21 protein-coding genes and 1 riboswitch are annotated in these 25,410 nt (G+C 66.1%); of the genes, 16 read left to right on the forward strand and 5 right to left on the reverse strand.

Annotation, left to right across the window (positions count from 1 at the left end; all coding sequences use genetic code 11):
- The first annotated feature begins 77 nt into the window (after window positions 1–77).
- Window positions 78–974, forward strand: coding sequence for a glycosyltransferase family 2 protein (locus tag R5H19_RS02825; RefSeq protein ID WP_318158141.1), 897 nt, complete (start codon window positions 78–80; stop codon window positions 972–974).
- Window positions 975–1,086: 112 nt separating this feature from the next.
- Complete coding sequence (locus R5H19_RS02830; RefSeq protein ID WP_318157453.1) at window positions 1,087–1,980, forward strand: DMT family transporter; 894 nt, start codon at window positions 1,087–1,089, stop codon at window positions 1,978–1,980.
- Here R5H19_RS02830 and R5H19_RS02835 read toward each other — a convergent pair.
- From R5H19_RS02835 to R5H19_RS02845, 3 genes are all read right to left on the reverse strand, one after another.
- Window positions 1,968–2,495 (reverse strand): DUF2127 domain-containing protein, encoded by a 528-nt coding sequence (locus R5H19_RS02835; protein ID WP_318157454.1) that lies wholly within the window; start codon window positions 2,493–2,495, stop codon window positions 1,968–1,970. The genes R5H19_RS02830 and R5H19_RS02835 overlap by 13 nt on opposite strands.
- A gap of 186 nt (window positions 2,496–2,681) precedes the next feature.
- On the reverse strand, window positions 2,682–2,876 hold the full coding sequence (locus R5H19_RS02840; RefSeq protein WP_318157455.1) for a YbdD/YjiX family protein: 195 nt from the start codon (window positions 2,874–2,876) through the stop codon (window positions 2,682–2,684).
- A 10-nt stretch (window positions 2,877–2,886) separates the two neighbouring features.
- Entirely contained in the window at window positions 2,887–4,962 is a 2,076-nt protein-coding gene (locus tag R5H19_RS02845) for a carbon starvation CstA family protein (protein WP_318157456.1), read from the reverse strand.
- A gap of 171 nt (window positions 4,963–5,133) precedes the next feature.
- On the opposite strand from R5H19_RS02845, the gene R5H19_RS02850 reads away from it, so the two are divergent.
- From R5H19_RS02850 to R5H19_RS02895, 10 genes are all read left to right on the forward strand, one after another.
- Entirely contained in the window at window positions 5,134–5,937 is an 804-nt protein-coding gene (locus R5H19_RS02850) for a DUF4197 domain-containing protein (RefSeq protein WP_318157457.1), read from the forward strand.
- 70 nt (window positions 5,938–6,007) lie between these two features.
- Window positions 6,008–6,544 carry a peptide deformylase gene (gene def, locus R5H19_RS02855; RefSeq protein WP_318157458.1) on the forward strand — a complete coding sequence of 179 codons (537 nt, stop codon included), beginning with the start codon at window positions 6,008–6,010 and terminating at the stop codon, window positions 6,542–6,544.
- A gap of 80 nt (window positions 6,545–6,624) precedes the next feature.
- Entirely contained in the window at window positions 6,625–7,809 is a 1,185-nt protein-coding gene (locus R5H19_RS02860) for an acyltransferase (protein WP_318157459.1), read from the forward strand.
- Window positions 7,810–8,117: 308 nt separating this feature from the next.
- Complete coding sequence (locus tag R5H19_RS02865) at window positions 8,118–8,681, forward strand: sigma-70 family RNA polymerase sigma factor (RefSeq protein WP_318157460.1); 564 nt, start codon at window positions 8,118–8,120, stop codon at window positions 8,679–8,681.
- A gap of 14 nt (window positions 8,682–8,695) precedes the next feature.
- Window positions 8,696–9,649, forward strand: coding sequence for a FecR domain-containing protein (locus tag R5H19_RS02870; RefSeq protein ID WP_318157461.1), 954 nt, complete (start codon window positions 8,696–8,698; stop codon window positions 9,647–9,649).
- Between the two features lie 115 nt (window positions 9,650–9,764).
- Window positions 9,765–12,449, forward strand: a complete 2,685-nt coding sequence (locus tag R5H19_RS02875; RefSeq protein WP_318157462.1) for a TonB-dependent receptor — start codon at window positions 9,765–9,767, stop codon at window positions 12,447–12,449.
- A 75-nt stretch (window positions 12,450–12,524) separates the two neighbouring features.
- Entirely contained in the window at window positions 12,525–15,083 is a 2,559-nt protein-coding gene (locus R5H19_RS02880) for a prolyl oligopeptidase family serine peptidase (protein ID WP_318157463.1), read from the forward strand.
- A 180-nt stretch (window positions 15,084–15,263) separates the two neighbouring features.
- Window positions 15,264–17,351, forward strand: coding sequence for a prolyl oligopeptidase family serine peptidase (locus tag R5H19_RS02885; RefSeq protein WP_318158142.1), 2,088 nt, complete (start codon window positions 15,264–15,266; stop codon window positions 17,349–17,351).
- A gap of 42 nt (window positions 17,352–17,393) precedes the next feature.
- A complete protein-coding gene (locus tag R5H19_RS02890) occupies window positions 17,394–17,663 on the forward strand; it encodes a tetratricopeptide repeat protein (protein ID WP_318157464.1) in 270 nt (89 codons plus the stop codon).
- Between the two features lie 53 nt (window positions 17,664–17,716).
- Complete coding sequence (locus R5H19_RS02895; protein ID WP_318157465.1) at window positions 17,717–17,974, forward strand: hypothetical protein; 258 nt, start codon at window positions 17,717–17,719, stop codon at window positions 17,972–17,974.
- 24 nt (window positions 17,975–17,998) lie between these two features.
- Here R5H19_RS02895 and pyrF read toward each other — a convergent pair whose 3' ends face one another.
- Both pyrF and ettA read right to left on the reverse strand, forming a co-directional pair.
- Complete coding sequence (pyrF, locus tag R5H19_RS02900; protein WP_318157466.1) at window positions 17,999–18,817, reverse strand: orotidine-5'-phosphate decarboxylase; 819 nt, start codon at window positions 18,815–18,817, stop codon at window positions 17,999–18,001.
- Between the two features lie 241 nt (window positions 18,818–19,058).
- A complete protein-coding gene (gene ettA / locus R5H19_RS02905) occupies window positions 19,059–20,726 on the reverse strand; it encodes an energy-dependent translational throttle protein EttA (protein WP_318157467.1) in 1,668 nt (555 codons plus the stop codon).
- Window positions 20,727–20,918: 192 nt separating this feature from the next.
- Between ettA and glyA the strand changes: the two genes are divergently transcribed.
- The 4 genes from glyA to R5H19_RS02925 all read left to right on the forward strand — a co-directional run bounded on the left by glyA (window position 20,919) and on the right by R5H19_RS02925 (window position 25,320).
- A complete protein-coding gene (glyA, locus tag R5H19_RS02910; protein WP_318157468.1) occupies window positions 20,919–22,172 on the forward strand; it encodes a serine hydroxymethyltransferase in 1,254 nt (417 codons plus the stop codon).
- A 400-nt stretch (window positions 22,173–22,572) separates the two neighbouring features.
- Complete coding sequence (nrdR, locus tag R5H19_RS02915; RefSeq protein WP_318157469.1) at window positions 22,573–23,085, forward strand: transcriptional regulator NrdR; 513 nt, start codon at window positions 22,573–22,575, stop codon at window positions 23,083–23,085.
- 128 nt (window positions 23,086–23,213) lie between these two features.
- Window positions 23,214–24,275 (forward strand): bifunctional diaminohydroxyphosphoribosylaminopyrimidine deaminase/5-amino-6-(5-phosphoribosylamino)uracil reductase RibD, encoded by a 1,062-nt coding sequence (gene ribD / locus R5H19_RS02920; protein WP_318157470.1) that lies wholly within the window; start codon window positions 23,214–23,216, stop codon window positions 24,273–24,275.
- Window positions 24,276–24,382: 107 nt separating this feature from the next.
- Window positions 24,383–24,551: riboswitch (FMN riboswitch) on the forward strand.
- A 127-nt stretch (window positions 24,552–24,678) separates the two neighbouring features.
- Window positions 24,679–25,320, forward strand: coding sequence for a riboflavin synthase (locus R5H19_RS02925; RefSeq protein WP_318157471.1), 642 nt, complete (start codon window positions 24,679–24,681; stop codon window positions 25,318–25,320).
- Window positions 25,321–25,410 lie beyond the last annotated feature (90 nt).

Consider the following 25,410-nt stretch of genomic DNA (forward strand, 5'->3'; position numbering starts at 1 on the left):
CGAGCCATGAATTCCGGGTCATGATGTCGCGGACAGTTCTCCCCTCGCGCGTCTCCGCGCATACTTGCCGCGTGGATATACCTGCTTCCCACCGCTCGCCGTTCACGCTCGCACTCAGCGTGGTCGTGGTGTCTGCCGACAGTGGCCCGACGCTGCGCGAGTGCGTGCGCAGCGTGCTGGCCAGCACGCTGCCGCTGGAACTGATCCTGGTCGACAACGATTCGCACGACGGCATTCCCGAGGCGATCGAACGTGCGCATGCGCACGACACGCGGCTCAAGGTGATCTACAACTACCGCAACCTCGGCTTCGGCCCGGCGGCGAATCTCGCCGCGAAGCAGGCGCAGGGCCAGGCATTGCTGATCCTCAACCCCGACTGCCTGTTGCGACAGGACGATCTGCAGCGCCTGCTGGACCTGCTCTCCGAGCAGCCCGAGGCCGGCCTGATCGGCGCGGTGGTGTGCGATGCCGACGGCCGCCCTGACCCCGCGTCGTGGCGCCGCGACCCGCTGCTGCGGCGTTCGCTCAACAGCCTGTTCGACCGCCCCGGCGAGAAGATCAACATCGAGCGGGAGATCCCGGCCGAAGTGGTCGAGGCCGAGGCGGTGTCGGGCGCGGTGATGCTGATGCCGCGCGCGATGTTCCAGCGCCTGGGCGGTTTCGACGAAGACTACTTCCTGCATTGCGAAGACCTGGACCTGTGCCGCCGCGTGCGCAATCTCGGCTACCAGGTGCTGCTGGCCGGCGACGTGCGCGTGCAGCACGGCAAGGGCAGTTCCAGCCGGCACCGCCCGGTGTTCGTCAGCCGCCACAAGCACCGCGGCATGTGGCGCTGGTTCCGCAAGCACGATCCGGCCGCGCGCAATCCGCTGACCGCCGGCGTGGTGTGGCTGGGCATCTGGGGGCATTTCCTGCTGCAGATTCCGGGCCAGTTGTGGCGGTTGTTGCGGGTGAAAAAAGCGGACACCGGGTGATCGGCGAGGGGCGGGTGCGTCTCGTCCCGTACTTCGTTGACCACGATTCACGCATGTACCCGCCGTCGGGGTTGCGGCACACTGGCCTTTTCTCGCGCTCCGCTCTTCTTTGATGAATTCCCGCACCGTCACCACCCTCGCCACCCTCGGTCTGTTGGCGATGACCGCCGTATGGGGCTCCACCTTCGTGCTGATCAAGGACGTGGTCGGGCGCATGCCGGTGGCGGATTTCCTGGCCGTGCGCTTCATGATCGCCGCCGTGGCGATGCTGGTGCTGTTCGCGCGGCCGGTGTGGCGGCTCGGCCGCCAGCAGGTGCTGCATGGCTTGGTGCTCGGCGTGATCTACGGCACCGGCCAGTTGCTGCAGACCTGGGGGCTGTCCTTGATCGCGCCCAGCGTCAGCGGCTTCGCCACAGGCATGTATGTGGTGTTCACGCCGATCCTGGCGCTGCTGCTGCTCGGTCAGCACATGGCCGGCGTGGTGTGGCTGGCGGTGGCGCTGTCCACCGCCGGGCTGGCGCTGCTCTCGCTCAACGGCGTCTCGGTCGACCTGGGCGTGTGGCTGACCCTGGCCTCGGCCGCGCTGTATGCGTTGCACATCGTGCTGCTCGGCCAGTGGTCGCGGCAAGGCGAGGCGTTCGGCCTGTCGGCGGTGCAGATGGTGGCGATCGCCGCGGTCTGCCTGCTTGCCACCGCGCCGCACGGGCCGGTGCTGCCGCCCGACCGCAGCGCCTGGTTCGCCGTGCTGTACATGGCGCTGATCGCCGGCGCCGGCGCTATGCTGATGCAGACCTGGGCGCAGTCGCACCTGCCGGCTGCCCGCGCGGCGATCGTGATGACCACCGAGCCGGTGTTCGCCGCCGCATTCGCGGTGCTGCTCGGCAGCGACGTACTGAGTTGGCGCATGGTACTCGGCGGCGGTCTGATCCTGGCCGCGATGTATCTGGTCGAGCTGATGCCGCGGCGGGCAACGCTATCCGCCGAGGTCGTGCATCACGGGGTGTGATGCCTCAGCGCTTGCCGCATGGTCCGCGTCTGCAGGGCGATGCGCACCAGATACACCACGATTGCGGCGTTGCCGGTCAGCGTGGCCAGCTTGAGCCAGCCAAAGCGGTGCAGCGTCTCGTACAACTCCAGTGGGACCAGCGAGCCGGTGGCGATCACGGTGAACCATTCGGCCCAGTACTTGCCCAGCCACAGGCCGACGCCTTCGATGCCGAACAGCACGGCGTAGCCGAGCGCGACGGCGCCGACCGCCACGAAGCGGCTGGGCCCGAAATCCTGCAGCAGGCCGACCAGCTTCCAGCGCAGGCCATTGCTGTCGCTCAGCGAAAGGTGTTCCAGCCAGTGCACCAGCTGCTCGAAGCTCTGCTGGCGATCGAGATGGAACGCCGCCATCGCCACCAGCACCAGGCAGGCAGTCTTGATGATCTCGTAGACCGCGATGACGCGCAGGCCGGGGTGATGCGGCACCGGACCAGCCTCGTGCGGGGAAAGTGGGGGGTTCGTGTTCTCGGGCATGACGGGACAGGGACGGGCAAGCCGTCCATTGTCCTCACTTGCGCGCGGTTGACCAGTGCGCACCGGCACGGTCGCCGCAAGCGCGCGGGCGCAGGAACCTGCCGGCGGGCGATGCTCCTTGACGGGGATCGGTGGCCGTCGAGAGCATGGCCTGCCGGCAGGTTCGTGCAACGTCGCGGCGGTCTTTCAGCAGCAGCGCCCGCCGCCGCCCTTGTAGCGCGCTTCCTGGCGTTCGCGGAAGAACTCCGCGTAGCTGGGCACCTGACGCTCGGGGTGGTGCTCGCGCAGGTGCTTCACGTAGACGTCGTAGTCGGGCACGCCGCAGCACAGGCGGGCGGTTTGCACCGCCCACTTGCGCACCGATTGGAAGCTCGCGTTCATGGCGTTGCCCTCAGCCGGCTACGCTGCTCAGCGCCACGTACGGTTCCTCGTGCGCGGTCGGATGGTTGGTCTGCCAGGCCTTGACCAGCACGCGCAGGCAGAAGATCACCATCGCCACCACCAGCGCCATGAACAGGCCGGTCATCACCATGTCCACGTAGTTGTTGGTGACGATCCGCTGCATCTCCGCCGCCGACTTGGCCGGCGCCAGCAGCTGGCCCTGCTGCATCGCAGCCGCGTACTTGTTGGCGGCGGCGGTGAAGCTGATCGGGCCGACCAGCTTCTCGTAGCCGGCGGTGAGCGTGCAGACGATCAGCCACAGCGCAGGAATGCCCGGCACCCACACGTAGCGCTCGCGCTTGAGCTTCACCACCACCACGGTGGCCAGCATCAGCGCGATCGCGGCCAGCATCTGGTTGGCGATGCCGAACAGCGGCCACAGGGTGTTGATGCCGCCCAGCGGGTCGACCGCACCCTGGTACAGGAAGTAGCCCCACAGCGCCACGCAGACTGCAGTGGCCAGCAGATTGCCGGTCCACGATTCGGTTTCCTGCAGCGGCTTGTGGATCAGGCCGGCGATCTCCTGGATCATGAAGCGGCCCACGCGGGTGCCGGCGTCCACGGTGGTAAGGATGAACAGCGCCTCGAACAGGATCGCGTAGTGGTACCAGAACGCCACCATGCCTTCGCCGGGGATGATGTTGTGCAGCAGCTGGGCCATGCCCACCGCCAGCGTCGGCGCGCCGCCGGCACGGCCGAGGATGCTGCTTTCGCCGATGTCCTTCGCGGTCTGCAGCAGTTCGTCCGGGGTCACCACGAAGCCCCACTGGCTGATCGCGGTGGCCGCTTCCTGCACGGTGGTGCCGACGATCGCGCCCGGCGAGTTCATCGCGAAGTACACGCCCGGGTGCAGCGAGGCCGCGGCGACCAGCGCCATGATCGCCACGAACGCCTCCATCAGCATGCCGCCGTAGCCGACCATGCGCGCCTGGCCCTCGTTGGCCAGCAGTTTGGGCGTGGTGCCGGAGGCGATGATCGAATGCCAGCCCGATACCGCACCGCAGGCGATGGTGATGAACAGGAACGGGAACAGGTTGCCGGCGAACACCGGGCCGGTGCCGTCGATGAACTTGGTCACCGCCGGCAGCTGCAGCATCGGCGCGGCCAGGAAGATCGCCAGCGCCAGCAGCGCGATGGTGCCGATCTTGAGGAAGGTGCTGAGGTAATCGCGCGGTGCCAGCAGCAGCCACACCGGCAGCACCGAGGCGCAGGAGCCATAGGCGATCAGCAGCCAGGCCAGCGCCTTGGCGTCGAAGTCGAACAGCGGCGCCAGCGTGGCGGAGTCGGCCACGTGCTTGCCGGCCCAGATCGAGGCCAGCAGCAGCACCAGGCCGATCAGCGACACCTCCAGGATCCGCCCCGGCCGGAACCAGCGCATGTAGCCGCCCATCAGCAGCGCGATCGGGATGGTGGCGGCCACGGTGAAGGTGCCCCACGGACTGTGCGTGAGCGCCTTGACCACCACCAGCGCCAGCACGGCCAGCACGATCATCATCAGCACCAGCACGCCGATCATCGCCACGATGCCGGGCAGCGGGCCCAGCTCCTCGCGCAGCATGTGGCCGAGCGAACGGGCGTCGCGGCGCAGCGAGAGGCCGAGGATCATGAAGTCCTGCACCGCGCCGGCGAACACCACGCCGAACAGGATCCACAGCGTGCCGGGCAGGTAGCCCATCTGCGCGGCCAGCACCGGGCCCACCAGCGGGCCGGCGCCAGCGATCGCGGCGAAGTGGTGGCCGAACACCACCCACTTGTCGGTCGGCACGTAGTCGAGGCCGTCGTTGCGCAGCACCGAGGGCGGCGCGCGGGTGGGATCCAGTTTCAGCACGGAGTGTTCGACGAACTTGCCGTAGAAGCGGTAGCCGATCACGAAGATCGCGATCGCAGCGGCGACCAGCCAGATCGCGTTGATCGGCTCGCCGCGGCGCAGGGCGACCACGCCCAGGCAAAACGCGCCGACGATGGCGATGGCGACCCACAATATCTTGCTGGCCGGGCTGGGTTGGGGCATGACGGCGGCTTGCATGGGCGGACCCTCCTCGACGATGCCGCAAGAGTCATCCCGCCGGCGGCGGCGGTCAATCCCAAAATCGGTCGGGCGGCATTAGCCATTGGTCGAATAGCGCGGCCGGCGTCGTCACGCCGTGACGAGGCGGCGGCGCTACACTGGCCGCCCGCCGACCACAAGGAATTCGTCATGCGCATTGCGATCCGCCGCGCCTTGCCGGGCATCGTTCTCGCTGTCGCCGCCCTGCCGGTTGCGGCTGTCGGCTCGGGCCAGTTCAAGGACCTGCTGAACAAGGTCAAGCAGTCGACGCACGCATCGAATCCGTCACAACCGGGCAGCAACCTGCCGACCAGCGACATCGCCGCCGGGCTGAAGGAGGCGCTGGCCAAGAGCACCACCAACGCGATCAACAGCCTGGGCCGCGACGGCGGCTTCTGGAACAACAGCAAGGTGCGCATCCCGCTGCCGGGCAAGCTCGAGCAGGCCGGCAAGCTGGCGCGCCAGCTGGGGCAGGGCGCCAAGGTCGACGCGTTCGAGCTGAGCATGAACCGCGCCGCGGAGAAGGCGGTGCCGCAGGTGGCCGGCATCTTCGGCGACGCGATCCGCCAGATGACGCTCGATGACGCGCGCGGCATCCTCACCGGCGGCGACCACGCGGCCACCGATTTCTTCCGCCGCGTGGCCGGCGATGCGCTGACCGCGCGCATCCGTCCGATCGTGGCCAAGGCCACCGACAGCGTGGGCGTCACCCAGAAGTACAAGGCGTTCACCGCCGGCGGCATGGGCGGTGAACTGGGCAGTGCGCTGGATGCGCTCGGCGGTAAGTCGGGCAAGTCGAGCAAGGGCGGCAGCCCGCTGGACCTCGACGACTACGTGACCGCGAAGACGCTGGACGGCCTGTTCGCCACCATCGCCGAGCAGGAGCAGTCGATCCGCCAGAACCCCGCCGCGCGCACCACCGACCTGTTGAAGAAGGTGTTCGGCGGCCGCTGACATGGCCGGCGTTCATTCGCGCGGTGACACCCTCAACCCTCAAGATCCCGGACCGACGACGAGGCGGCGCATGATCCGTGAAATCCTGAAGATGGGCGACCCGCGCCTGCTGCGCATCGCGCCGCCGGTGCCCGATGCGATGGTCGGCAGCGCCGAACTCGACGCGCTGGTCGCCGACATGTTCGAGACCATGCAGGCCGCCGGCGGGGTCGGCCTGGCCGCACCGCAGATCGGTGTCGATCTGCAGCTGGTGATCTTCGGCTTCGAGCATTCCGAGCGCTATCCCGATGCTCCGGAAGTGCCGCGCACGATCCTGCTCAATCCGGCGATCACGCCGTTGTCGCAGGACATGGAGGAAGGCTGGGAAGGCTGCCTGTCGGTGCCCGGCCTGCGCGGTGCGGTGAACCGCTACACGCTGATCCGCTATCAGGGCATCGATCCGCAGGGCGCGCCGATCGACCGCCGCGCCGAAGGCTTCCATGCACGCGTGGTACAGCACGAATGCGACCACCTGATCGGCCGGCTGTATCCGTCGCGCATCACCGACTTCGGCAAGTTCGGCTACACCGACGTGCTGTTTCCGGGGATGGACGTGCAGGACGAGTGACGCGCACCGGCTGCCGCGATCGCTTGTCCATGGCGTAGTGCATCGCGGATGATGCGGCACCCCTGACGCGAGTGACCCGGATGCTGCCAGCGGAACCAACCCGATCGGGTGCGCGCGACGACGCGCTGGCCCGCAACCCCGGCATCGATCTGCTGCGCGGCCTGGCGATCGTGTTCGTGCTGCTCAACCACCTGGGCCTGCCGATGCGCATGCCGCTGAAGGCCTCGGCCCTGGCGGACGTGCTGCCGGTGCGCCTGCTGCAGGCGCTCAACTACAACGGCTACGAAGCGGTGTTCGTGTTCTTCGTGATCTCCGGCTTCCTGATCGCCGGCAACGCGCTGGAGCGCTGGGGCACGCTGGCGCAGATCGATCTGCGCGCCTTCTATGCGCGCCGCTTCGCCCGCATCGTGCCCTGCCTGCTCGCGCTGGTCGTGGTGCTGGCCGTGCTGCATGGACTGGGCATGGAGGGCTACGTCATCGATCGGCCCGGCCAGTCGCTGGGCGGGGCGACGCTGGCCGCGCTGGGCCTGCACCTGAACTGGTACGAAGGCCGGACCGGCTACCTGCCGGGCAACTGGGACGTGCTGTGGTCGCTGTCCATCGAGGAAGTGTTCTACCTCGGCTTTCCGCTGGCCTGCCTGCTGACCCGGCGCACGCGGGTGCTGGCGCCGCTGCTGCTGGTGCTCGCGCTGTCGCTGCCGTGGACGCGTGCCGCGCTGGAAGGCAACGAGATCTGGCAGGAGAAGGCCTATCTGCCCGGCATGGCGGCGATCGCCACCGGCATCCTCGGCGCGCTGTGGCTGGGGCACCGACCACGGCCGACACCGCGCGCATGCCGTGCGTTGCGCTGGGGCGGCACGTTCGGCCTGCTCGCTGCCACGCTCGGCGGCCACTGGCTGTGGCCGCTGCTGCACCAGGGCGTGATGCTGCTGCTGACCGGTTCCACGCTGGCGCTGTTGGTTGCGCTGCGCAGCGCGCCGCCGCGGGTCCCGCGCGCAGCGCGCTGGCTGTGCAGCTGGGGTCGGCTGAGCTACGAGATCTACCTGAGCCACATGTTCGTGGTGTTCGCCATCGTGGGGCTGTACCGCTTCAGCGGCGCCGAGCCGCGCAGCGCCTTTCTCTGGTACTTGCCGGCGTTCGTGCTGAGCTGGGGATTGGGTGCGCTCGTCGCACGCTGGCTGTCGCTCCCCTGCGAGCGCTGGCTGCGCCGGCGCTGGCTGCACACGGCGCCCGGCGCAGCGGAAGCGGCCTGCCGGCCGGGCTGAAGCGCGCCGGAAGGCGCGGATCCGGCCAGCCGGATACCGGGATCGACGCGAGATATCGGAGGTAGGGGGTTTCCCCCGCTTGTCATCAGACAGTTCAGGGGTACCGCGTCGGTGGCCCCGGTTCCCTGGGCGGAGACGGTCTTGGCAAATGGCGAAGCCAATCGAAGTACCGCGCACGCATGCCCTTTTTACGCTTGCACGGAAGGGGGTGCGTGGTGAATGCTGGGACCGTTCCTGTTCTCTGTCCGCCCGACGCGCTCACCCGGGATGTGGGCGTTGCGTCTTTCAGCGAGCGAGCCCGAGCGCGAATGAGCCAGTCTGACACCGCCGTCGACCAGCAGCCGACCCCGGGCGCTGCGAGTGCCCGGGACGCTTTCGATGCCGCTGTGGCCGAACATCGTGACGAACTCCTGCAGTACCTGCGCAGGCGGTTGCGCGACGGCGAGGCGGCTGCGGACCTGGCGCAGGAGACGTTGACCCGGATGATGCATTATCGGGACGCCGAGGACATCGAAGACCGCAAGTCGATGCTGTTCCGCATCGCCAACAACCTGATTTTCGAGCACCACCGCGTCCGCCGGCGACACCACGCAAACCATCACGTGTCGCTGGAAGACACCATGCACTTGCGGGCGCCGGAACCTCCGGTCGAGGTCACGGTGGATGCCCGCCAGGCGATCGACAGGCTGCTCAAGCGCACCCTCGTCGAACTCCCGCCCAGATGCCGGCTGGCCTTCATGCTGAGCCGGTTCGACGGACTGAACTACGCCCAGATCGCGGCGCAGATGGATATCTCGGTGAAGATGGTGGAGAAGCACATCACGAAAGCGTTGGTTGCCTGCCGCGCCGCGGTAGGGGACAGGGATTTCTAGGCATCGATACGCATATGGACAAGAACAGAAACCCCATCGCGGAACAGGCTGCCGAGTATTTCGTCAGGCGGCACGTTGCGTCGCTGGCCGAGCGCCGCAGCCGCAATGCCTGGCTCGATGCCGATCCCGGTCATGCCCGGGCCTATGCCGATCAGCAGCGTCTGTGGGACCGTGCCGGTGACCTGGCTGACGATCCCGAACTGCAGGCGCTGAAGACGGCGGATCTCGCGGCACTGAATCGTCGACGCTGGTTGCCGCCGCGACGGCTGATGGCCCTAGCCGCGTCGCTGGTGGCACTGGTCGGCGCGGGATTTTTCTTCAGCCGGCTCGTGGTGACGCCGCCGCCGGTGGCGTATGCGACGGCGCTGGGAGAGCAGCGCACGGAAACCATGGCCGACGGCACGGAAATCGTGCTCAATACGGACTCCGTCGTGCAGGTCAGCTACTCGAATCATCGCCGGGCGGTGGCGCTTCGCCGGGGCGAGGCCCAGTTCGAGGTGGCGCACGATGCCGCAAGGCCGTTCGTGGTCAGCGTTGGCCACGACACGGTGACCGCGCTGGGTACGCGTTTCCAGGTGCGCCGCGAACGGGACAGCACCAGCGTCACGCTGCTGCAAGGCAGCGTGGAAATCGCGCACGGTGACGAGCGCTACCGCCTGCGGCCGGACGAACGGGCGGTGATCTCGAGCCGCACCGGTGTCGCCATCGCGTCGATCGATCCCGCGTCGGCCGAGGCCTGGCTCGATGGCTGGCTGCGGTTCCGTGGCACGCCGCTGGCCGAAGTCATCGCCGAAGCCAATCGTTATTCGCCCAGAAAGCTGCGCCTGGGCGACCCGCGCCTCGCCAATGTGCAACTCAGCGGTACCTTCCGTGCCGGGGACAGTGCTTCGATCGCAGATGCGGCAAGCTTGATCCTGCCGGTGCGCGTGGCTCGCAGCGGCGACGAGCTGGTGTTGCAGCCGAAGTGACTCTGCCGCAGCACGAGTTTCGTACAAGCAGGTAGGGGGTTTGGGTTTCCCGGCATCAACTTTCCATAGGGGAGAGTGCGGGCATGGCGCCCGCACCCTATGGGGAGAAACCTTCATGCTTTACCGTCACAAGCGCGCTGCAAGTGTCAGCCGCAGTTCCTGCAAAGCCCTGGCACTGGCCGTTGCCATCGCGGCCTGTCTGCCGGTCTACGCCGTCGCCGCAGAAGCAGAGACATCGAGCGAAACCGTCGTCAATTTCAATATTGCAGCGGGCGATCTGGGCGCCGCGCTGGAGAAGTTCAGCACGCAAAGCGGTGTGCAGGTGCTGTATCGGCAGGAACTGGTGGCAGGGAAGCAAGTGCGTACGCTCAGCGGCGCACTCGCCCCGTCGGCAGCGCTGGCGCGATTGCTGGAAGGCTCGGGCATTGGTTTGGAACGCGCGAATGGCAAAACATTTGTGCTGAAAGCGCTGCCGCCGCGTACGCAACAAACCGGGAAACGAGAAGATCAACCGACGTCGTCCCAAAGGGGGAATGACGCTGATCCAGTGGAATTGCAGAAAGTCATTGTCACAGCTACGGGCAGCAACCTGCGCAATATTCCACAGAAGTTCTCGCCGATAACGAGCGTCACTCGGGAACAGTTGGATCAACAGGGTTTCCCGACCATCGTCGAGTACATCCAGCAATTGCCGCAGAACTTCGGCGGCACCGTGTCGCCTGACCGCGCAGGTACCGGCGGAAGCGGGGCAGGTGGTGCAGCGATCAACCTCAGGAATACCGGGGCCGAAGCGTCTCTGGTTCTTCTCAACGGCCGTCGTATAGCACCCTCTGGGACGACGGGGGATTTCGTCGATCTTTCTTCCATCTCTGGCGCGGCATTGGATCGGGTCGAGGTCCTGACGGATGGTGCGTCGGCGGTTTACGGGTCGGATGCCATCGCGGGAGTGGTGAACATCATCCTGGACCGGGACTATGTCGGCTCCCAATCGCGCCTTCAATACGGCAGCAAGGATGGCGATGCGGGAAGCTACAGTGCCGGACATACTTTGGGCTTATCCAGTGAGCGCACCCACGCGCTGATCGCGGTCGATTACAGCAGAGAGAACCCGCTCTACGCGCGTGACCGCCGCTTTGCGACAGGCCTCGGCGATGTCGCCTACTTGCTGCCCGAGACGGAAAAGCGTTCCGCATTGCTGACGGGAGGGTTCAACGTCAACGAGCGGCTCGAACTGTTCGCGGACCTGACCTATTCCGACCGCCAGGCATCGCATATCACCAACAGCGGCTTGCTGATGGAGAACATCACGGATGTCACTTCGACGTCCGCTGCGATCGGCTTGATACAAGACGTCGGCGCGGAGTGGGTGGCCGAAGCGAGCCTGTTCCAATCGGACAACCGCTTCGACGGCCGTACCGCGTACGGATACTTGAGCCCGGACGCCATGTCGATGTTGTTTCGCAGCCGCGACGCGATCCGGGGCGCGGAAGCGAAGTTCGAAGGGCCGTTGCTGACAACCTCGGCGGGCCAGGCGCGCGCGGTCTTCGGCGGGCAATATCGGGAAGAGAAGCACGATGGCTATCAGGCCTACTACTTGCCGGGCGGCTTGATCGACGGCAAGCAGTTCGACGGGGTGAACTCCCGTCACGTCCAGGCCCTGTACAGCGAAATCTATTTCCCGTTGATCGGTGACGGCAACGCCACCGCGTTTGCTCAATCCCTGGACCTGAGCCTGGCCGCGCGCTACGAGCGATACAGCGATTTCGGCAGCACCTTCAACCCGAAGCTCGGCCTGGCCTGGTCGCCTGCCCCTGGCGTGACGCTCCGCGGAACCTGGGGCACGTCGTATCGCGCACCGCGCCTGCAGCAGATGGTCGATCACATCACCGGCTTCTGGATCGTCGATTACGTCGATTCGGAAGCGCCCGGCGGCAGCTCGGCCGCCGGATATGCGCTAGGTACCGAGCCCACGCTGCAGCCGGAGGAATCGACGAGCTGGACCGTCGGCATCGACCTGGTGCCAGCCGGCATCCCGAACCTGTCAACGCGCCTGACCTGGTTCGATATCGACTACGGCTCGCGCATCGCCGAACCGTATGCGCTGATCGATCCGGAGACCTTCGCATTTCACAGCTACAACGGCGAGATCATCCGCGATCCGGCCACGATCATGAGCTACTACGATCGGGCTGACAGCTTTTTCAACTACACCACCTACTTTCCGACCGGCTCTCAGTCCTCGCTGGCAGATGTCACGATGCTGCTCAGGGGCATCGCGATGAATACCGCCCAGTCCAGGCGCACGGGTCTGGACCTGGCCGTGAAGTACGCAATCCCGCTGAATGCGTCGCAGCTGCAGGTGTCCCTGGACGCCGCTTACATCGACAAGGCCTACGACCAGTTCGCGGCCGGCATCGGAGGGAGCCGCGTGGTAGGCCGCGTGGCTCAGCCGGCACGGGTGAAGGGAAATGTGGGGCTTTCCTGGGCTGGGAGCGCGGCGACTTGGGGTATCTCGTCGAACTACGTGTCTTCCGTGGTTGACGATCGTTCGCTTGGCGCCAGCACAAGGGTGGGAGCCTGGCTCACCTGGAACGCCTTCTTCGGATACCGGTTCGACAGCGGGCGTTGGTCCGGCTTGCTGGAAGGGGCATCGGTGAATGTGGCGGTCCGGAACCTGCTGGATCGCGATCCGCCGCGACTGGCGGCTGTGGCGGTCGGCAGCGCCAGCGTGCAATACGACAGTGCCAACGCTGATCCGGACGGACGCAGCCTGCTGCTGACCTTCACCAAGAAATGGTGACGCGGGACGGCGTCATCAATAGCTTCCGCGCCGCCAACGGCAGGCGCGGTCGAAACAGCCTTTAGGAGATCCAACATGCGTAACGACAAACACGGCGCCGGCGGCGGCCGGCGCTGGGCGCTGCTCGTAGCAGTCACGTGCGGGGCATGGTTTTTTGGTCAGGCCATCGCCGCGAACGAGCACCGTCCCGGGCGCGACGGCCGGTTGCTTCAGGTCGAGGACCTGCTGGACCTGGAAAGCATCAAGAACACGGTGGTGTCGCCGGACCGGGAGCTCATCGCCTTCGTTCATTCGGGACCGTTCCGTCTGGCGAACCGGACGCCGGCCGAAGCACCGAAGGCGCAGCTGCTGCTGTTCTCTGCAGAAGCGCCTGAAGGATCGCGTGTAAGAGAGGTGGTTCCGGGACAAGGCCCCGACGATGTCGCCGGTCCGATCGGCTTCTCGCCATCGGGCAAGCGGCTGGCGTTCCACTACGCCCACGCTGGCGAAAATCCTTCGGAGAACCGTATCGGAATCTACGACGTCGGTACGCGCCAGTTGAGCTGGATCGAGGCATCGGGGCGAACGGCCATCGATGCAAAATGGATCGACGACGACACCATCGTCTATTCGGTTGAAAACGGCAGGGATTTGGTTTGGGACGGTAATCCGAACACGCAGCTCGCGCAGACCTACATCCGCGCGTACGACCGCAAGTGGACGCGCGCGATCTCGGGACGAGAAGCGTCAGTCACCGTGATGGAATCGACAGGCAAGCCGGCTGGCGGGACCGAATCGTGCGATCGCTCGTCTTCCGTACATGCATACAACGTCTTGCGCAAGGACTCGCGGCAGCTTACGGATTATGCCGTCGACGGACTCCAGGTAGTTCCCGGATCGCGGCGTCTGGTGGGCTATGTCGAGTGCGGCAAGGTCCCCCTGGGGGCCGAGTTCGGCTCCCGCTCGCTGCGGGTGCGCAGCCTGCCGGCGTTGCTGGATCTGGACGACGGTGCGGAACCTTTCCGGTTCCTGTGCGAGCAATGCACGCCGCGGCTCGGCGCGAGTCGGCCCCTGCATCTTTCGGGCGACGGTCGCTTCGTTGCGTACTTCGAGCACAACGGCCGCTCCAATCCGGATGCTGCCACGGTTGTCGTCCATGACCTCGACAAGCAAACGCAGCAGGACTATCGGTTGCGTGGCCTGATTGCGTTCGACCTCGACAACACCCTCGACCATAACTACACCTCGCCGATCGTGGTGCATGACGGTACACCGTTCATTTACGCACGCCAGGAGGGTCCGGGAGAAAGATGGGACTGGTACCGACTGGCGAAGCACCGCGCTGTCAATCTGACCGCTGGCATCAATGAGGAGAGGGGATACCTCCATGCCGCGGAAGGCAAACTCATGGTCGGTTCGCCCGCGCAGCCGTGGATCGTCGATCTGAAGACGAACAAGGCGAAAACATTCGCCGCATGGTGTGGAGCTGCCTGTCCCGCAGGCGCGATGCTGTTGCCCTTCGCGGAAGACGTGGTGGGCGAAGGCGCACCGACGCAGGCTGGCTGGCGCCGCAATCCGTATGTGCGCCTCGATGTACCCGGCAAGAATGGAACCAGCCTGCACTGGTTCGACGTGCGCAACCGCCGGATCGCTGGAACTGCGCAGGTCCCGGCTGGAAAGGTCGCAAATGTGCTGTCGGCAGTGAATCACCGCATCCTGGGGCTGGCCTCGAGCGAGGCGCAGGACACTTCGCTTTACTACGCTACCGCGTCGGATGCCGGAGCGGTCATGCGGATCAATGCCGGGCTTGCGGATGTGGTGGTGCCCGACACGATGGATGTGGCGTTCACGTCCCCGGACGGATGGTCGGGAAGCGTCTGCGTGGTGTTGCCGCCGAAGAATGCTCCCAGGTTGCTGTCCAACGGCAAGGTTCCGGCGATCATCTGGACGTATCCCACCGGTGGCACGCGCTTCGGTTGCCCGAGACGGAACGGGCAAGCGTTGGCGACATGGGCGGATGAAGACGTGTTCGTCTCCAAGGGCTACGCCTACATCTATGGGGCGGTGCCTTATGTTTTCCGTGACCCCAAAACGGACAAGGCGCTCGACCTCGCCGCCACCTACGACGAGATACTTAAGCAGGTGTCCGCTGCCGTTCCGATCGACATGGAGAACATCTTTGTCGACGGGTACAGCCAGGCCACGATCACGGCACTGGCCGCCCTGAAAGACCGGCGCGGGTACCGGGCCGCCGCGGTCGGCGGCTTCGACAACGACTATCGCCATCTCTGGAGCGGCGCCTACCCTGTGGAGTATCTGGGCAGTGGGGTGTACGGCGCGTTCTCGAGGTTTGAGCCGACCTACTACCCCACCTGGCTCGGCGGGACGCCGATGGACCAGACTGATAGATATGTCGCCGCCGACCCTGCCTTTGCAGCCGACCGCATTCATACGCCACTTCTGATGTGGATTGGAGAGATGGACGGCTTCTCCCCCGTGGGCTTCGAGAATCTCTACACGGCCCTGTGGCGGAGGGGCAAGGAAGCCAGATATCTCTTCTATTGGGCGGAAGGACATGCGATGAGCAGTCCGGCGAATCAGGAACACAACATCCGCGCGCGCCTGGAATGGTTCGATTCGCACCTCGCCCGTTAAGCCTGATCCGCCCCCCGCGTGCGGGGGCGACTACCCGGCGAGCCGCAACGCACGATCCGCGATTACACGCTGCCCATCCGCTGCACGTCGAAAGCAGTGGTGTTCGGCAACCTATTCATCCTTGGGATCCAACAAATGATTATGAAAATGACGTGCTTCGCGCTCGCGTTGCTCGGAGCGATGTCCTTGGCTGGCTGCGACTCGGCCAAACCACAGGCCGAGGTCGCCGGTGGCCAGTCAGATACCGACAGCTACCTCTGGCTGGAGGAAGTGGAGGCACCGAGGGCCTTGGAGTGGGTCCGTAAGCACAATGCGGCCACCACGTCCGAGCTTGCTTCATCGCCGCGGTTCCAGAAACTTGAAACTGACTTGCTGGATGTCCTCGGCTCCGACCAGCGCATTCCGACCGCCTTCAGGCAAGGTGATTGGTACTACAACTTCTGGACGGACAAGCAGCACCCTCGCGGGATATGGCGGCGCACGACACTGGCCGAGTACCGCAAGGCAGAGCCGGCATGGCAGAAGCTGATCGATCTCGACGCGTTGAACGAAGCCGAGGGCGAAAATTGGGTGTGGCATCACCGGACTGAGTGCCTCAAGCCCGAATACCGGCGCTGCCTGGTGCAGCTGTCCCGCGGTGGCAGTGACGCCACCGTGACCCGGGAGTTCGATATCGAGCGCAAGGAATGGGTGAAGGGCGGTTTCTCGCTGCCGGAAGCCAAGGGGGAACTCACCTGGATCGATCGGGACACCGTGTACGCGACCACCGACTTCGGTGAAGGTTCGTTGACCGAGTCCGGGTACCCGCGCATTGTCAAGGAATGGAAGCGCGGCACGCCACTGGAGTCGGCAGCGGTGGTGTTCGAGGGAGAGCCAAAAGATACTCGGGTTTCCGCGATGCGCTCTCTCACCACCGGATTCGAGCGGCATTTCATCGTTCGCAGTGTCGATTTTTTCACCTCCAAGCTCTACCTTCGCGCCGACGGTCGGCTGACCGAAATTGATGTGCCCGGCTTCGTCGGGGCAAACGTGCAGCGCGAATGGATCTTCTTGACCCCACGCGAGCCGTGGCAGGTTGGCGGACGGACTTACCCGGCGGGTGCGTACCTCGCCGCGAAGTTCGACGACTACATGGCCGGCAAGCGCGAATTCGATGTGCTGTTCGAGCCGACGCAAAGCCGTTCGCTGCTGACCGCGACGCTAACGCGCAACCACCTGGTGCTGACCCTCCTGGACGACGTCAAGTCGCGGATCGAGGTGCTGACGCATGAGCCCGATGGATGGAAGCACACGATGCTGCAGGGTGTGCCCGAGAACGGCATAGCCTTCGCGAACGCCGACGAGCCAGACGAGTCCGACCTGATCTGGGTGAGCGTCGAGGGCCTCCTCACGCCCAAGACCTTGTTGCTGGCAGATGCGAGTGCCCCGGCTAAGACGCCCACACGGATAAGGGGAGAGCCGGCCATGTTCGACGCTTCCAAGCACGTGGTCGAGCAGCGGTTCGCGACGTCGGGGGACGGGACCCGGGTTCCATACTTCCTTGTTCGGCCAATTTCGCTTGCGTACGACGGAAAGGCCCCGACCTTGCTCTCCGGCTACGGCGGATTCCAGATCTCCAGTTATCCGTTTTACGACGGAAGCATGGGCAAGGCCTGGCTTGAGGACGGCGGCGTCTACGTGCTCGCCAACATTCGTGGCGGCGGCGAGTATGGTCCAAGCTGGCATCGCGCAGCATTGAAGCAGAACCGGCACAAGGCTTATGAGGACTTCAGCGCCGTTGCGCAGGACCTGTTTGAACAGAAAATCACGTCGCCAAAGCACTTGGGTATCCGGGGTATCAGCAACGGTGGCCTGCTGACGGGCAACATGCTTGTGCAATACCCCGACTTGTTCGGCGCGGTGATCAGCCAGGTGCCGCTGCTGGACATGAAGCGCTACAACAAGCTGCTGGCTGGGGCGTCATGGATGGCCGAGTACGGAAATCCGGATATCCCCGAGGAGTGGGCATTTATTCGTAAGTTCTCGCCTTACCATCTGTTCAATCCGAAAAAGGACTACCCGCCGACTCTGCTGTTGACGTCAACTCGCGACGACCGCGTGCATCCGGGGCACGCTCGCAAAATGTTCGCCAAGATGCATGACGCTGGTAAGCATGTGCGCTACTACGAGAACATCGAGGGCGGTCATGGTGGCGCGGCTGACAACCGTCAAGCGGCCTACATGGATGCGCTGGCGTACCAGTTCTTGTGGAGCCGGCTCGCCGACTAGCTCTGCTGCCCACCCAGGTTGCCTTGGTTGGGGCGACGGTAGATGGGCGATGGCAGAGTTCTCTGGTACCTGAAAGCGCTGGCACTCGACCCGACCCACGTCGGCGCGCTGTTCAACCTGGCGACGCTGTACCGGAGCAGCGGCGACGTGGCGCGCAGTATCATCTTCGAGCGGAGAAACAGGGGGCAGAGTCGACTTTCAGGAAAGCCAGTTGCGGAAAAGTGCACGCTGCCCCCTGTTTCCAACCGTGCGAGCGCCGGCTGCGACGGCGCCTGTCGAAGCCGGTCGGTGCCGCGCGGCAACACCCGCTGAACTCCCCGTAGCGTAAGCTGCGATGGGGCGGATTCCTGCCCGGGAGAACTTCGGTGAAGAAAGAAGATGAAACGCGCCTGCAGATCGTCTCGGCGGACATCAGCTCGGAAGCGTTGACCGGCATGGTGATCTTCCGGCCGCACTGCGTGTCCCGTGCGGGGCGCAAGGTGGACGAGGCCGGCAAGAATGGCAACTGGTATGCCTTGCGTCCGGCCGAGGTGCGCAGCTTTGCACGCGCACTGCTGGACGCGGCCGATACGTTGGACCTGAAGACGAAGGCGTTGCAGGCAGCGAAGACGGCGACGGGCTGACCGTGGCGCCGGCGAGCGACCCGCTCAGCCGCGCCGGCAGCGGTTGATGGTGTCGCGCAGTTCGCTGGCGGCGGCACGCGCAGCCGCGGCGAAATCCTCGCCGTGGCCGGCGTACAGGATCGCGCGCGACGAGCTGATCAGCAGGCCGGTGCCGTCGGCATTGCGGCCGTGGCGCAGCACCGCTTCCACGTCGCCGCCCTGGGCGCCGATACCGGGTACCAGCAGCGGCATCTCGCCGACCGCAGCACGCACCTTGCCCAGTTCTTCCGGCCAGGTGGCACCGGTGACCAGCGCGCAGTTGCCGTTCGTATTCCAGTCGCGGGCGACGGTTTCGGCCACGCGCAGGTAGAGCGGCATGCCGCCGCAGTCCAGCGCCTGGAAATCCGCGCCGCCGGGGTTGGAGGTGCGGCAGAGCAGGATCACGCCCTTGTCGGCATGATCGAGGAACGGCTGGATCGAGTCGCGGCCGAGGTACGGGTTCAGCGTCACCGCGTCGGCGCGGTAGCGCTCGAACGCCTCGCTGGCGTAGTGCTGCGCCGTGCTGCCGATGTCGCCGCGCTTCGCGTCGAGGATCACCGGCACGCCGGCATGTTTTGCGTGGATGTGCGCGATCAGTCGCTCCAGCGTGTCTTCGGCACGCAGCGCGGCGAAGTGCGCGATCTGCGGCTTGAACGCGCAGACCAGGTCGGCGGTGGCGTCGACGATGTCGCGGCAGAACGCGAACACCGCGTCCGGCGCATCACGCAGGTGTGCGGGGAACTTCGCCGGCTCCGGGTCGAGGCCGACGCAGACCAGCGAGTCGTGGTCTTTCCAAGCCTGCTGCAGGGACTGCATGAAGTGCATCGGGATCTCCGTAGCTTTGCTCCTCCCCCTGCGCGCAGGGGGAGGTCGGGAGGGGGTGAAGCTTTTGATCTAGCGTGACGAAGAGCTTGACCCCACCCCAACCCTCCCCTGCAAGCAGGGGAGGGAGTAGGACCCCACCCCAGCCCTCCCCTGCAAGCAGGGGAGGGAGCAGGCCCCCACCCCAGCCCCCCCTGCGACCGAAGGAAGTCCCTTTGGGGCAAGCAGGGGAGGGAGCAGGGCGTCAGGCGAGTTTCTTGTACTTCACCCGGTGCGGCCGCGCGCCTTCGTCGCCGAGGCGGCGCTTCTTGTCGGCCTCGTACTCGTTGTAGTTGCCGGGGAAGAACTCCACGTGCGAGTCGCCCTCGAACGCGATGATGTGGGTGGCGATGCGGTCGAGGAACCAGCGGTCATGCGAGATCACGATCGCCGAGCCGGGGAATTCCAGCAGCGCATCTTCCAGCGCGCGCAGGGTTTCCACGTCGAGGTCGTTGGACGGCTCGTCGAGCAGCAGCACGTTGCCGCCCTGCAGCAGGGTCTTGGCCATGTGCAGGCGGCCGCGCTCGCCGCCGGACAGGCTGCCGACGATCTTCTGCTGGTCGGTGCCCTTGAAGTTGAAGCGACCGATGTAGGCGCGCGACTGGATCTCGAAGTTGCCGATGGTGAGGATGTCCGAACCGCCGGACACTTCCTGCCACACGTTGTTCTTCGGATCGAGCGCGTCGCGCGACTGGTCGACATAGGCGAGCTTGGTGGTGTGGCCCAGCTTCACTTCGCCCGAGTCCGGCGTCTCCTTGCCCATGATCATCTTCATCAGGGTGGACTTGCCGGCGCCGTTCGGGCCGATCACGCCGATGATCGCGCCCGGCGGCACCTTGAACGACAGGTCCTCGATCAGCACGCGGTCGCCGAACGACTTGGTGACGTTCTTGAACTCGATCACCTCCTGGCCCAGGCGCTCGCCTGGCGGGATGAAGATCTCGTTGGTCTCGTTGCGGCGCTGGTAGTCGACCGAGTTCAGCTCCTCGAAGCGGGCCAGGCGGGCCTTGCCCTTGGACTGGCGGCCCTTGGCGGCCGAACGAACCCATTCCAGCTCTTTCGCGATCGCCTTCTGGCGCGACTTCTCCTGGTTCGCTTCCTGCTTCAGGCGGGCGTCCTTCTGCTCCAGCCATTCGGTGTAGTTGCCCTTCCACGGGATGCCGCGGCCGCGGTCCAGTTCGAGGATCCACTCGGCGGCGTTGTCGAGGAAGTAGCGGTCATGGGTGACCGCCACCACGGTGCCGGGATAGTCGTGCAGGAACTTCTCCAGCCAGTCCACCGATTCGGCGTCCAGATGGTTGGTGGGTTCGTCCAGCAGCAGCATGTCCGGCTTGGACAGCAGCAGGCGGCACAGCGCCACGCGACGCTTCTCGCCGCCGGACAGCGGGCCGATGAGCGCGTCCCACGGCGGCAGGCGCAGCGCGTCGGCGGCCACTTCCAGCTGGCGCTCCAGCGCGTGCGCGTCGTTCGCGGCCAGGATGTTTTCCAGCTTTTCCTGTTCCTTGGCCAGGGCGTCGAAGTCGGCGCCCTCCTCGGCGTAGGCGGCGTACACCTCCTCCAGCCGCTTCTGCGCGTCGAGGATTTCGCTGACGCCTTCCTCGACCACTTCGCGCACGGTCTTTTGCGGGTCCAGGTTCGGCTCCTGCGCCAGATAGCCGATCTTGGTGCCCGGCTGTGCGCGCGCCTCGCCCTGGAAGTCCGTATCCACGCCGGCCATGATCTTCAGCACCGTGGACTTGCCCGCGCCGTTGACGCCGAGCAGGCCGATCTTGGCACCCGGGAAAAACGACAGCGAGATGTCCTTGATGATCTGGCGCTTCGGCGGGACGATCTTGCTGACCCCGTTCATGGTGTAGATGTACTGCGAGCTCATGCAACCTCCGAAGGCGTGCGCCGCACCGCCTGCTTTTGGGGCGGCACGGAAAGGGAATTCGTCAAACCGCACAGTATAGCCGCTTGTGGCGTCGCGCCGATGCTGCCGCCCGGACCCGCCCGACAGGTGGCTGCAAACGCCCGGCAGCGCTACACTTTCCGGCTAATCCCGCTACCACCTGCCGAGGCCAGAATGTTCCCCAAGGACTGCACGATTGCCGGTTACGACGACGAACTGGCCAGGGCCATCGCCGACGAAGGCCGGCGCCAGGAAGATCACGTCGAGCTGATCGCCTCGGAGAACTACGCCAGCCCGCGGGTGATGGAAGCGCAGGGTTCCAAGCTCACCAACAAGTACGCCGAGGGTTATCCGGGCAAACGCTATTACGGCGGCTGCGAGTACGTGGACGTCGCCGAGAAGCTGGCGATCGAGCGCCTGAAGCAGCTGTTCGACTGCGACTACGCCAACGTGCAGCCGCACTCCGGCTCGCAGGCGAACCAGGCGGTGTACTTCGCGCTGCTGCAGCCGGGCGACAAGATCCTCGGCATGAGCCTGGCCCACGGCGGCCATCTCACCCATGGTGCCAAGGTCAACCTTTCCGGCAAGATCCTCGACGCGGTGCAGTACGGCGTGGACGAGAACGGCCTGGTCGACTACGACGAGGTCGAGCGCCTCGCCGTCGAGCACCAGCCGAAGATGATCGTGGCCGGTTTTTCCGCCTATTCGCAGGTGATGGACTGGGCGCGCTTCCGCGCCATCGCCGACAAGGTCGGCGCCTACCTGTTCGTGGACATGGCCCACGTCGCCGGCCTGGTCGCCGCCGGCGTGTACCCGAGCCCGCTGCCGCACGCGCACGTGGTCACCTCCACCACCCACAAGACCCTGCGCGGCCCGCGCGGCGGCATCATCGTCGCGAAGGGGGCCGGCGAGGAGATCGAGAAGAAGCTGCAGTCGATAGTGTTCCCCGGCATCCAGGGCGGCCCGCTGATGCACGTGATCGCGGCCAAGGCGGTGGCCTTCAAGGAAGCGCTGGAGCCGGCGTTCAAGGAGTATCAGGCCCAGGTGGTGAAGAACGCCAAGGCCATGGCGAAGACTTTCATCGCGCGCGGCTACAAGATCGTCTCCGGCGGCACCGAAAACCACCTGATGCTGGTCGACCTGATCGGCCGCGAGGTCACCGGCAAGGCCGCCGAGGAAGCGTTGGGCAAGGCGCACATCACGGTCAACAAGAATGCCGTGCCGAACGACCCGCGCAAACCCTTCGTCACCTCCGGCCTGCGCGTCGGCACTCCGGCCGTCACCACCCGCGGCTACAAGGAGGCGGACGTGACCGAACTGACCAACTGGATCTGCGACGTGCTGGACGCGCCAGGCGACGAGGCGGTGATCGCCCGCGTGCGTGAGGCGGTGACGGCGCAGTGCAAGAAGTTTCCGGTGTACGGCTGAGCGTGCTTTTGCCCTGGCGCATGTCAATGGCGGCTTGCCTGGTGGCATTCATGGCCTCGCCGGCGATCTGTGGGGCATTGGCACCATCGGGGGTAGCTGGAAACGTAAGGTCATGGATGCACGCGCATGGCATTGCCCGGATATGCGCCAGCGTGGAGGTTAGCGACGAAGATCCCGCCAAGGCGCGTCTACTGACGTCCACGGGCGATACAGTGGTCGATGCGCAGTTACTCGAAGTGGTGCGGGCGGCCGGAACTGCCTGGAGGAGTGCCGAAGGGCAAGTTTATCCGCGTTATACAAAGTCGCCCCAACAGATGCCTTGGGTATTCTGGGGCGATCCGGTAGACGCGAAAGGCCCGGTCTTGGGTTGCGTGAAAACGACAAGGCAGTGAATTGACCCATGCATTGCCCCTTCTGCCAGCACGAAGACACCCGCGTGATCGACTCGCGACTGACCGAGGACGGTGCCAGTGTGCGCCGTCGGCGTGAATGCGAACAGTGCGGCGAGCGCTTCAACACGTTCGAGACGGCCGATTTGAAGCTGCCGGCGATCGTGAAGAGCGGCGAGCGGCGCGAGATGTTCGACGAGCGCAAATTGCGGGTGAGTTTCGAACGGGCGCTGCAGAAGCGCCCGGTGGCCAGCGACGCGGTGGATACGGCGGTGCGCGCGATCGTCAACGACCTGCGCCGCAGCGGCGAGCGCGAGGTGCCCTCGCGCCAGCTCGGCGAACTGGTGATGCGCGAGTTGAAGAACCTCGACCAGGTCGCCTACGTGCGCTTCGCCTCGGTCTACCGCAAGTTCGAGGACGTGCAGGCGTTTCGCGAGGAGATCGAGAAGCTGGAGCGCGACCTGCCTGGGCTTGCCGACCTGCAGTTGCCGCTGCTCGGCGGCGGCAAGCGTGAAGGCAAGTGAGCTCACCGTAGGAGCGCACCCTGTGCGCGAATGATGTCACCGCATCGCAAGTTTTTCGCGCACAAGGTGCGCTCCTACAAAGGCGCGACGTCGTGACCGAATCTTTCTCGGCTGTTGATCACACTCACATGGCGCACGCGCTGCGCCTGGCCGAGTGCGGCCTGTACACCACGCAGCCGAACCCGCGGGTGGGTTGCGTGATCGCGCACGGCGACGCGGTGGTCGGCACGGGTTTCCACCGGCGTGCCGGCGAACCGCATGCCGAGGTATACGCGCTGCGCGAGGCGGGCGAACGGGCGCGCGGCGCCACCGCCTACGTGACGCTGGAGCCGTGCGCGCACCACGGCCGTACGCCGCCGTGCGCCGATGCGCTGGTCACCGCCGGCGTCGGGCGGGTGGTCGTCGCAGCCGAGGACCCGTTCCCGCAGGTCGACGGCCGCGGCATCGGCAAGCTGCGCGCCGCCGGTATCACGGTCGAATCGGGCCTGATGTGCGAGGCGGCACGCGCGCTGAACTGCGGTTTCTTCAGTCGGATCGAACGCGGCCGCCCGTTCGTGCGGGTGAAGCTGGCGATGAGCCTGGACGGCCGCACCGCGCTGGCCAACGGCGAATCGAAATGGATCACCGGCGCGGCCGCACGCGCCGACGTGCAGCGCTGGCGCGCGCGCAGCTCGGCGATCCTCAGCGGCAGCGGCACGGTGCTGGCCGACGACCCGCGGCTGACCGTACGCCTGCCCGAAGGCGAGGAGTTCATGCCGCCGCTGCGGGTGATCCTCGACCGCCAGCTGCGTACGCCGGCTGGCAGCCACGTGCTGGACGGTTCGGTGCCGACCCTGCTGCTGCACGGGGCAGTGGCCTCCTGCAGCGATGAGCGCTTCGCGCGGGTCGAGCGGATTGCGTTGGCTACACCAGGCGGCACGCTCGACCTGCGCGCCGCCCTGGCCTTGCTGGCCGGGCGTGGCTGCAATGAAATCCATGTAGAGGCCGGCCCGACCCTGTGCGGCGCCTTGTTCGCCGCCGGCCTGGTCGACGAGCTGCTGCTCTACGTGGCGCCGTTGCTGCTGGGCGACGGCGCGCGCCCGCTGCTGCAACTGCCCACGCTCGGCGAGATGGCGCGGCGCTGGCAGCTGCAGGTGGTCGACCAGCGCATGCTCGGCGCCGACTGGCGGCTGCAATTGCGCCCGGCATGACCGGTTTGGCGTGCGCCCCGGCGAACGCTGCATTCGCCATGGCGGTAGCGAGCCGGCTTGGCGGCGGTGCTAGACTTCGCCAGCCGGCTGTGCCGGCGGATACCACATAGCGTCTTCAGGGCGGGGCGAAATTCCCCACCGGCGGTAGGCCTTTCGAGGCGAGCCCGCGAGCGCTTCCGGCCAGGCCGGAAGGTCAGCAGATCCGGTCGAATGCCGGAGCCGACGGTTGGCAGCGGGCGACCGCTTCCTCACAGTCCGGATGAAGAGAAGACGGCAGGCGGGCGCTTCGCGGCGTGCGCCGGGCCTCATGCCTTGAGGCGTACTCGCTCACCACACGCGGGATACGTTTCATGAAATCCATGGCATCCATGCAGTTGCTCGCCCTCCGGCCGGAGGTGCGCTGATGTTCACCGGCATCATCCAGTCCGTGGGCCGCGTCGTGCGGCTCGAACCGCGCGGCGGCGACGTGCGCCTGCATGTCGATACTGCCGACCTCGACCTTGCCGACGTACAGTTGGGCGACTCGATCGCCGTGTCCGGCGTGTGCCTCACCGCGATCACGCTGGAGCCGCGCGGTTTCAGTGCCGACGTCTCCAACGAGACGCTGTCGCTGACCTCGCTGGGACAGCTGAAGGCCGGCGACCCGGTGAACCTGGAGAAGGCGCTGCGCCTGGCCGACCGCTTGGGCGGCCATCTGGTCTCCGGCCACGTCGACGGCCTCGGCAAGGTGGTCTCGATCGTGCCGGACGGGCGCTCGCAGCGCTGGACCTTCGAGGTGCCGGCGAATCTGGCGCGCTACATCGCGGCGAAAGGCTCGGTCTGCATCGACGGCACCAGCCTCACCGTCAATGAAGTCGCCGGCAACCGCTTCGGCGTCAACCTGATCCCGCACACGGTCGAACACACCGCGTTCCGCGCGCGCCGCGTGGGTGACGCGGTGAACATCGAGGTGGATGTGGTGGCGCGCTACATCGAGCGGCTGCTGTCCAGCGGCGAGACGCCGCGGCTGGACGAGGCGTTCCTGAAACAGCACGGCTTCGCCTGACCCTTTGCCCCTCCCCCTGCGAAGCAGGGGGAGGCTGGGAGGGGGACCCCACCCCAACCCTCCCCTGCAAGCAGGGGAGGGAGAACCGCC

It is taken from the genome of Rhodanobacter sp. KK11 (assembly GCF_033345435.1).
GTDB lineage: Bacteria > Pseudomonadota > Gammaproteobacteria > Xanthomonadales > Rhodanobacteraceae > Rhodanobacter.

Bases quoted from the DNA above. Each gene is read 5' to 3' on its own strand.
- R5H19_RS02865 (WP_318157460.1), top strand. From the start codon at position 8,118: ATGAGCCAGTCTGACACCGCCGTCGACCAGCAGCCGACCCCGGGCGCT.
- R5H19_RS02830 (WP_318157453.1), top strand. From the start codon at position 1,087: ATGAATTCCCGCACCGTCACCACCCTCGCCACCCTCGGTCTGTTGGCG.
- ribD (WP_318157470.1), top strand. From the start codon at position 23,214: ATGGCGCACGCGCTGCGCCTGGCCGAGTGCGGCCTGTACACCACGCAG.
- nrdR (WP_318157469.1), top strand. From the start codon at position 22,573: ATGCATTGCCCCTTCTGCCAGCACGAAGACACCCGCGTGATCGACTCG.
- R5H19_RS02845 (WP_318157456.1), bottom strand. From the start codon at position 4,962: ATGCAAGCCGCCGTCATGCCCCAACCCAGCCCGGCCAGCAAGATATTG.
- def (WP_318157458.1), top strand. From the start codon at position 6,008: ATGATCCGTGAAATCCTGAAGATGGGCGACCCGCGCCTGCTGCGCATC.
- R5H19_RS02850 (WP_318157457.1), top strand. From the start codon at position 5,134: ATGCGCATTGCGATCCGCCGCGCCTTGCCGGGCATCGTTCTCGCTGTC.
- R5H19_RS02840 (WP_318157455.1), bottom strand. From the start codon at position 2,876: ATGAACGCGAGCTTCCAATCGGTGCGCAAGTGGGCGGTGCAAACCGCC.
- R5H19_RS02925 (WP_318157471.1), top strand. From the start codon at position 24,679: ATGTTCACCGGCATCATCCAGTCCGTGGGCCGCGTCGTGCGGCTCGAA.
- R5H19_RS02860 (WP_318157459.1), top strand. From the start codon at position 6,625: ATGCTGCCAGCGGAACCAACCCGATCGGGTGCGCGCGACGACGCGCTG.
- R5H19_RS02875 (WP_318157462.1), top strand. From the start codon at position 9,765: ATGCTTTACCGTCACAAGCGCGCTGCAAGTGTCAGCCGCAGTTCCTGC.
- R5H19_RS02890 (WP_318157464.1), top strand. From the start codon at position 17,394: ATGGGCGATGGCAGAGTTCTCTGGTACCTGAAAGCGCTGGCACTCGAC.
- R5H19_RS02885 (WP_318158142.1), top strand. From the start codon at position 15,264: ATGTCCTTGGCTGGCTGCGACTCGGCCAAACCACAGGCCGAGGTCGCC.
- R5H19_RS02870 (WP_318157461.1), top strand. From the start codon at position 8,696: ATGGACAAGAACAGAAACCCCATCGCGGAACAGGCTGCCGAGTATTTC.
- glyA (WP_318157468.1), top strand. From the start codon at position 20,919: ATGTTCCCCAAGGACTGCACGATTGCCGGTTACGACGACGAACTGGCC.
- pyrF (WP_318157466.1), bottom strand. From the start codon at position 18,817: ATGCACTTCATGCAGTCCCTGCAGCAGGCTTGGAAAGACCACGACTCG.
- R5H19_RS02835 (WP_318157454.1), bottom strand. From the start codon at position 2,495: ATGCCCGAGAACACGAACCCCCCACTTTCCCCGCACGAGGCTGGTCCG.
- R5H19_RS02880 (WP_318157463.1), top strand. From the start codon at position 12,525: ATGCGTAACGACAAACACGGCGCCGGCGGCGGCCGGCGCTGGGCGCTG.
- ettA (WP_318157467.1), bottom strand. From the start codon at position 20,726: ATGAGCTCGCAGTACATCTACACCATGAACGGGGTCAGCAAGATCGTC.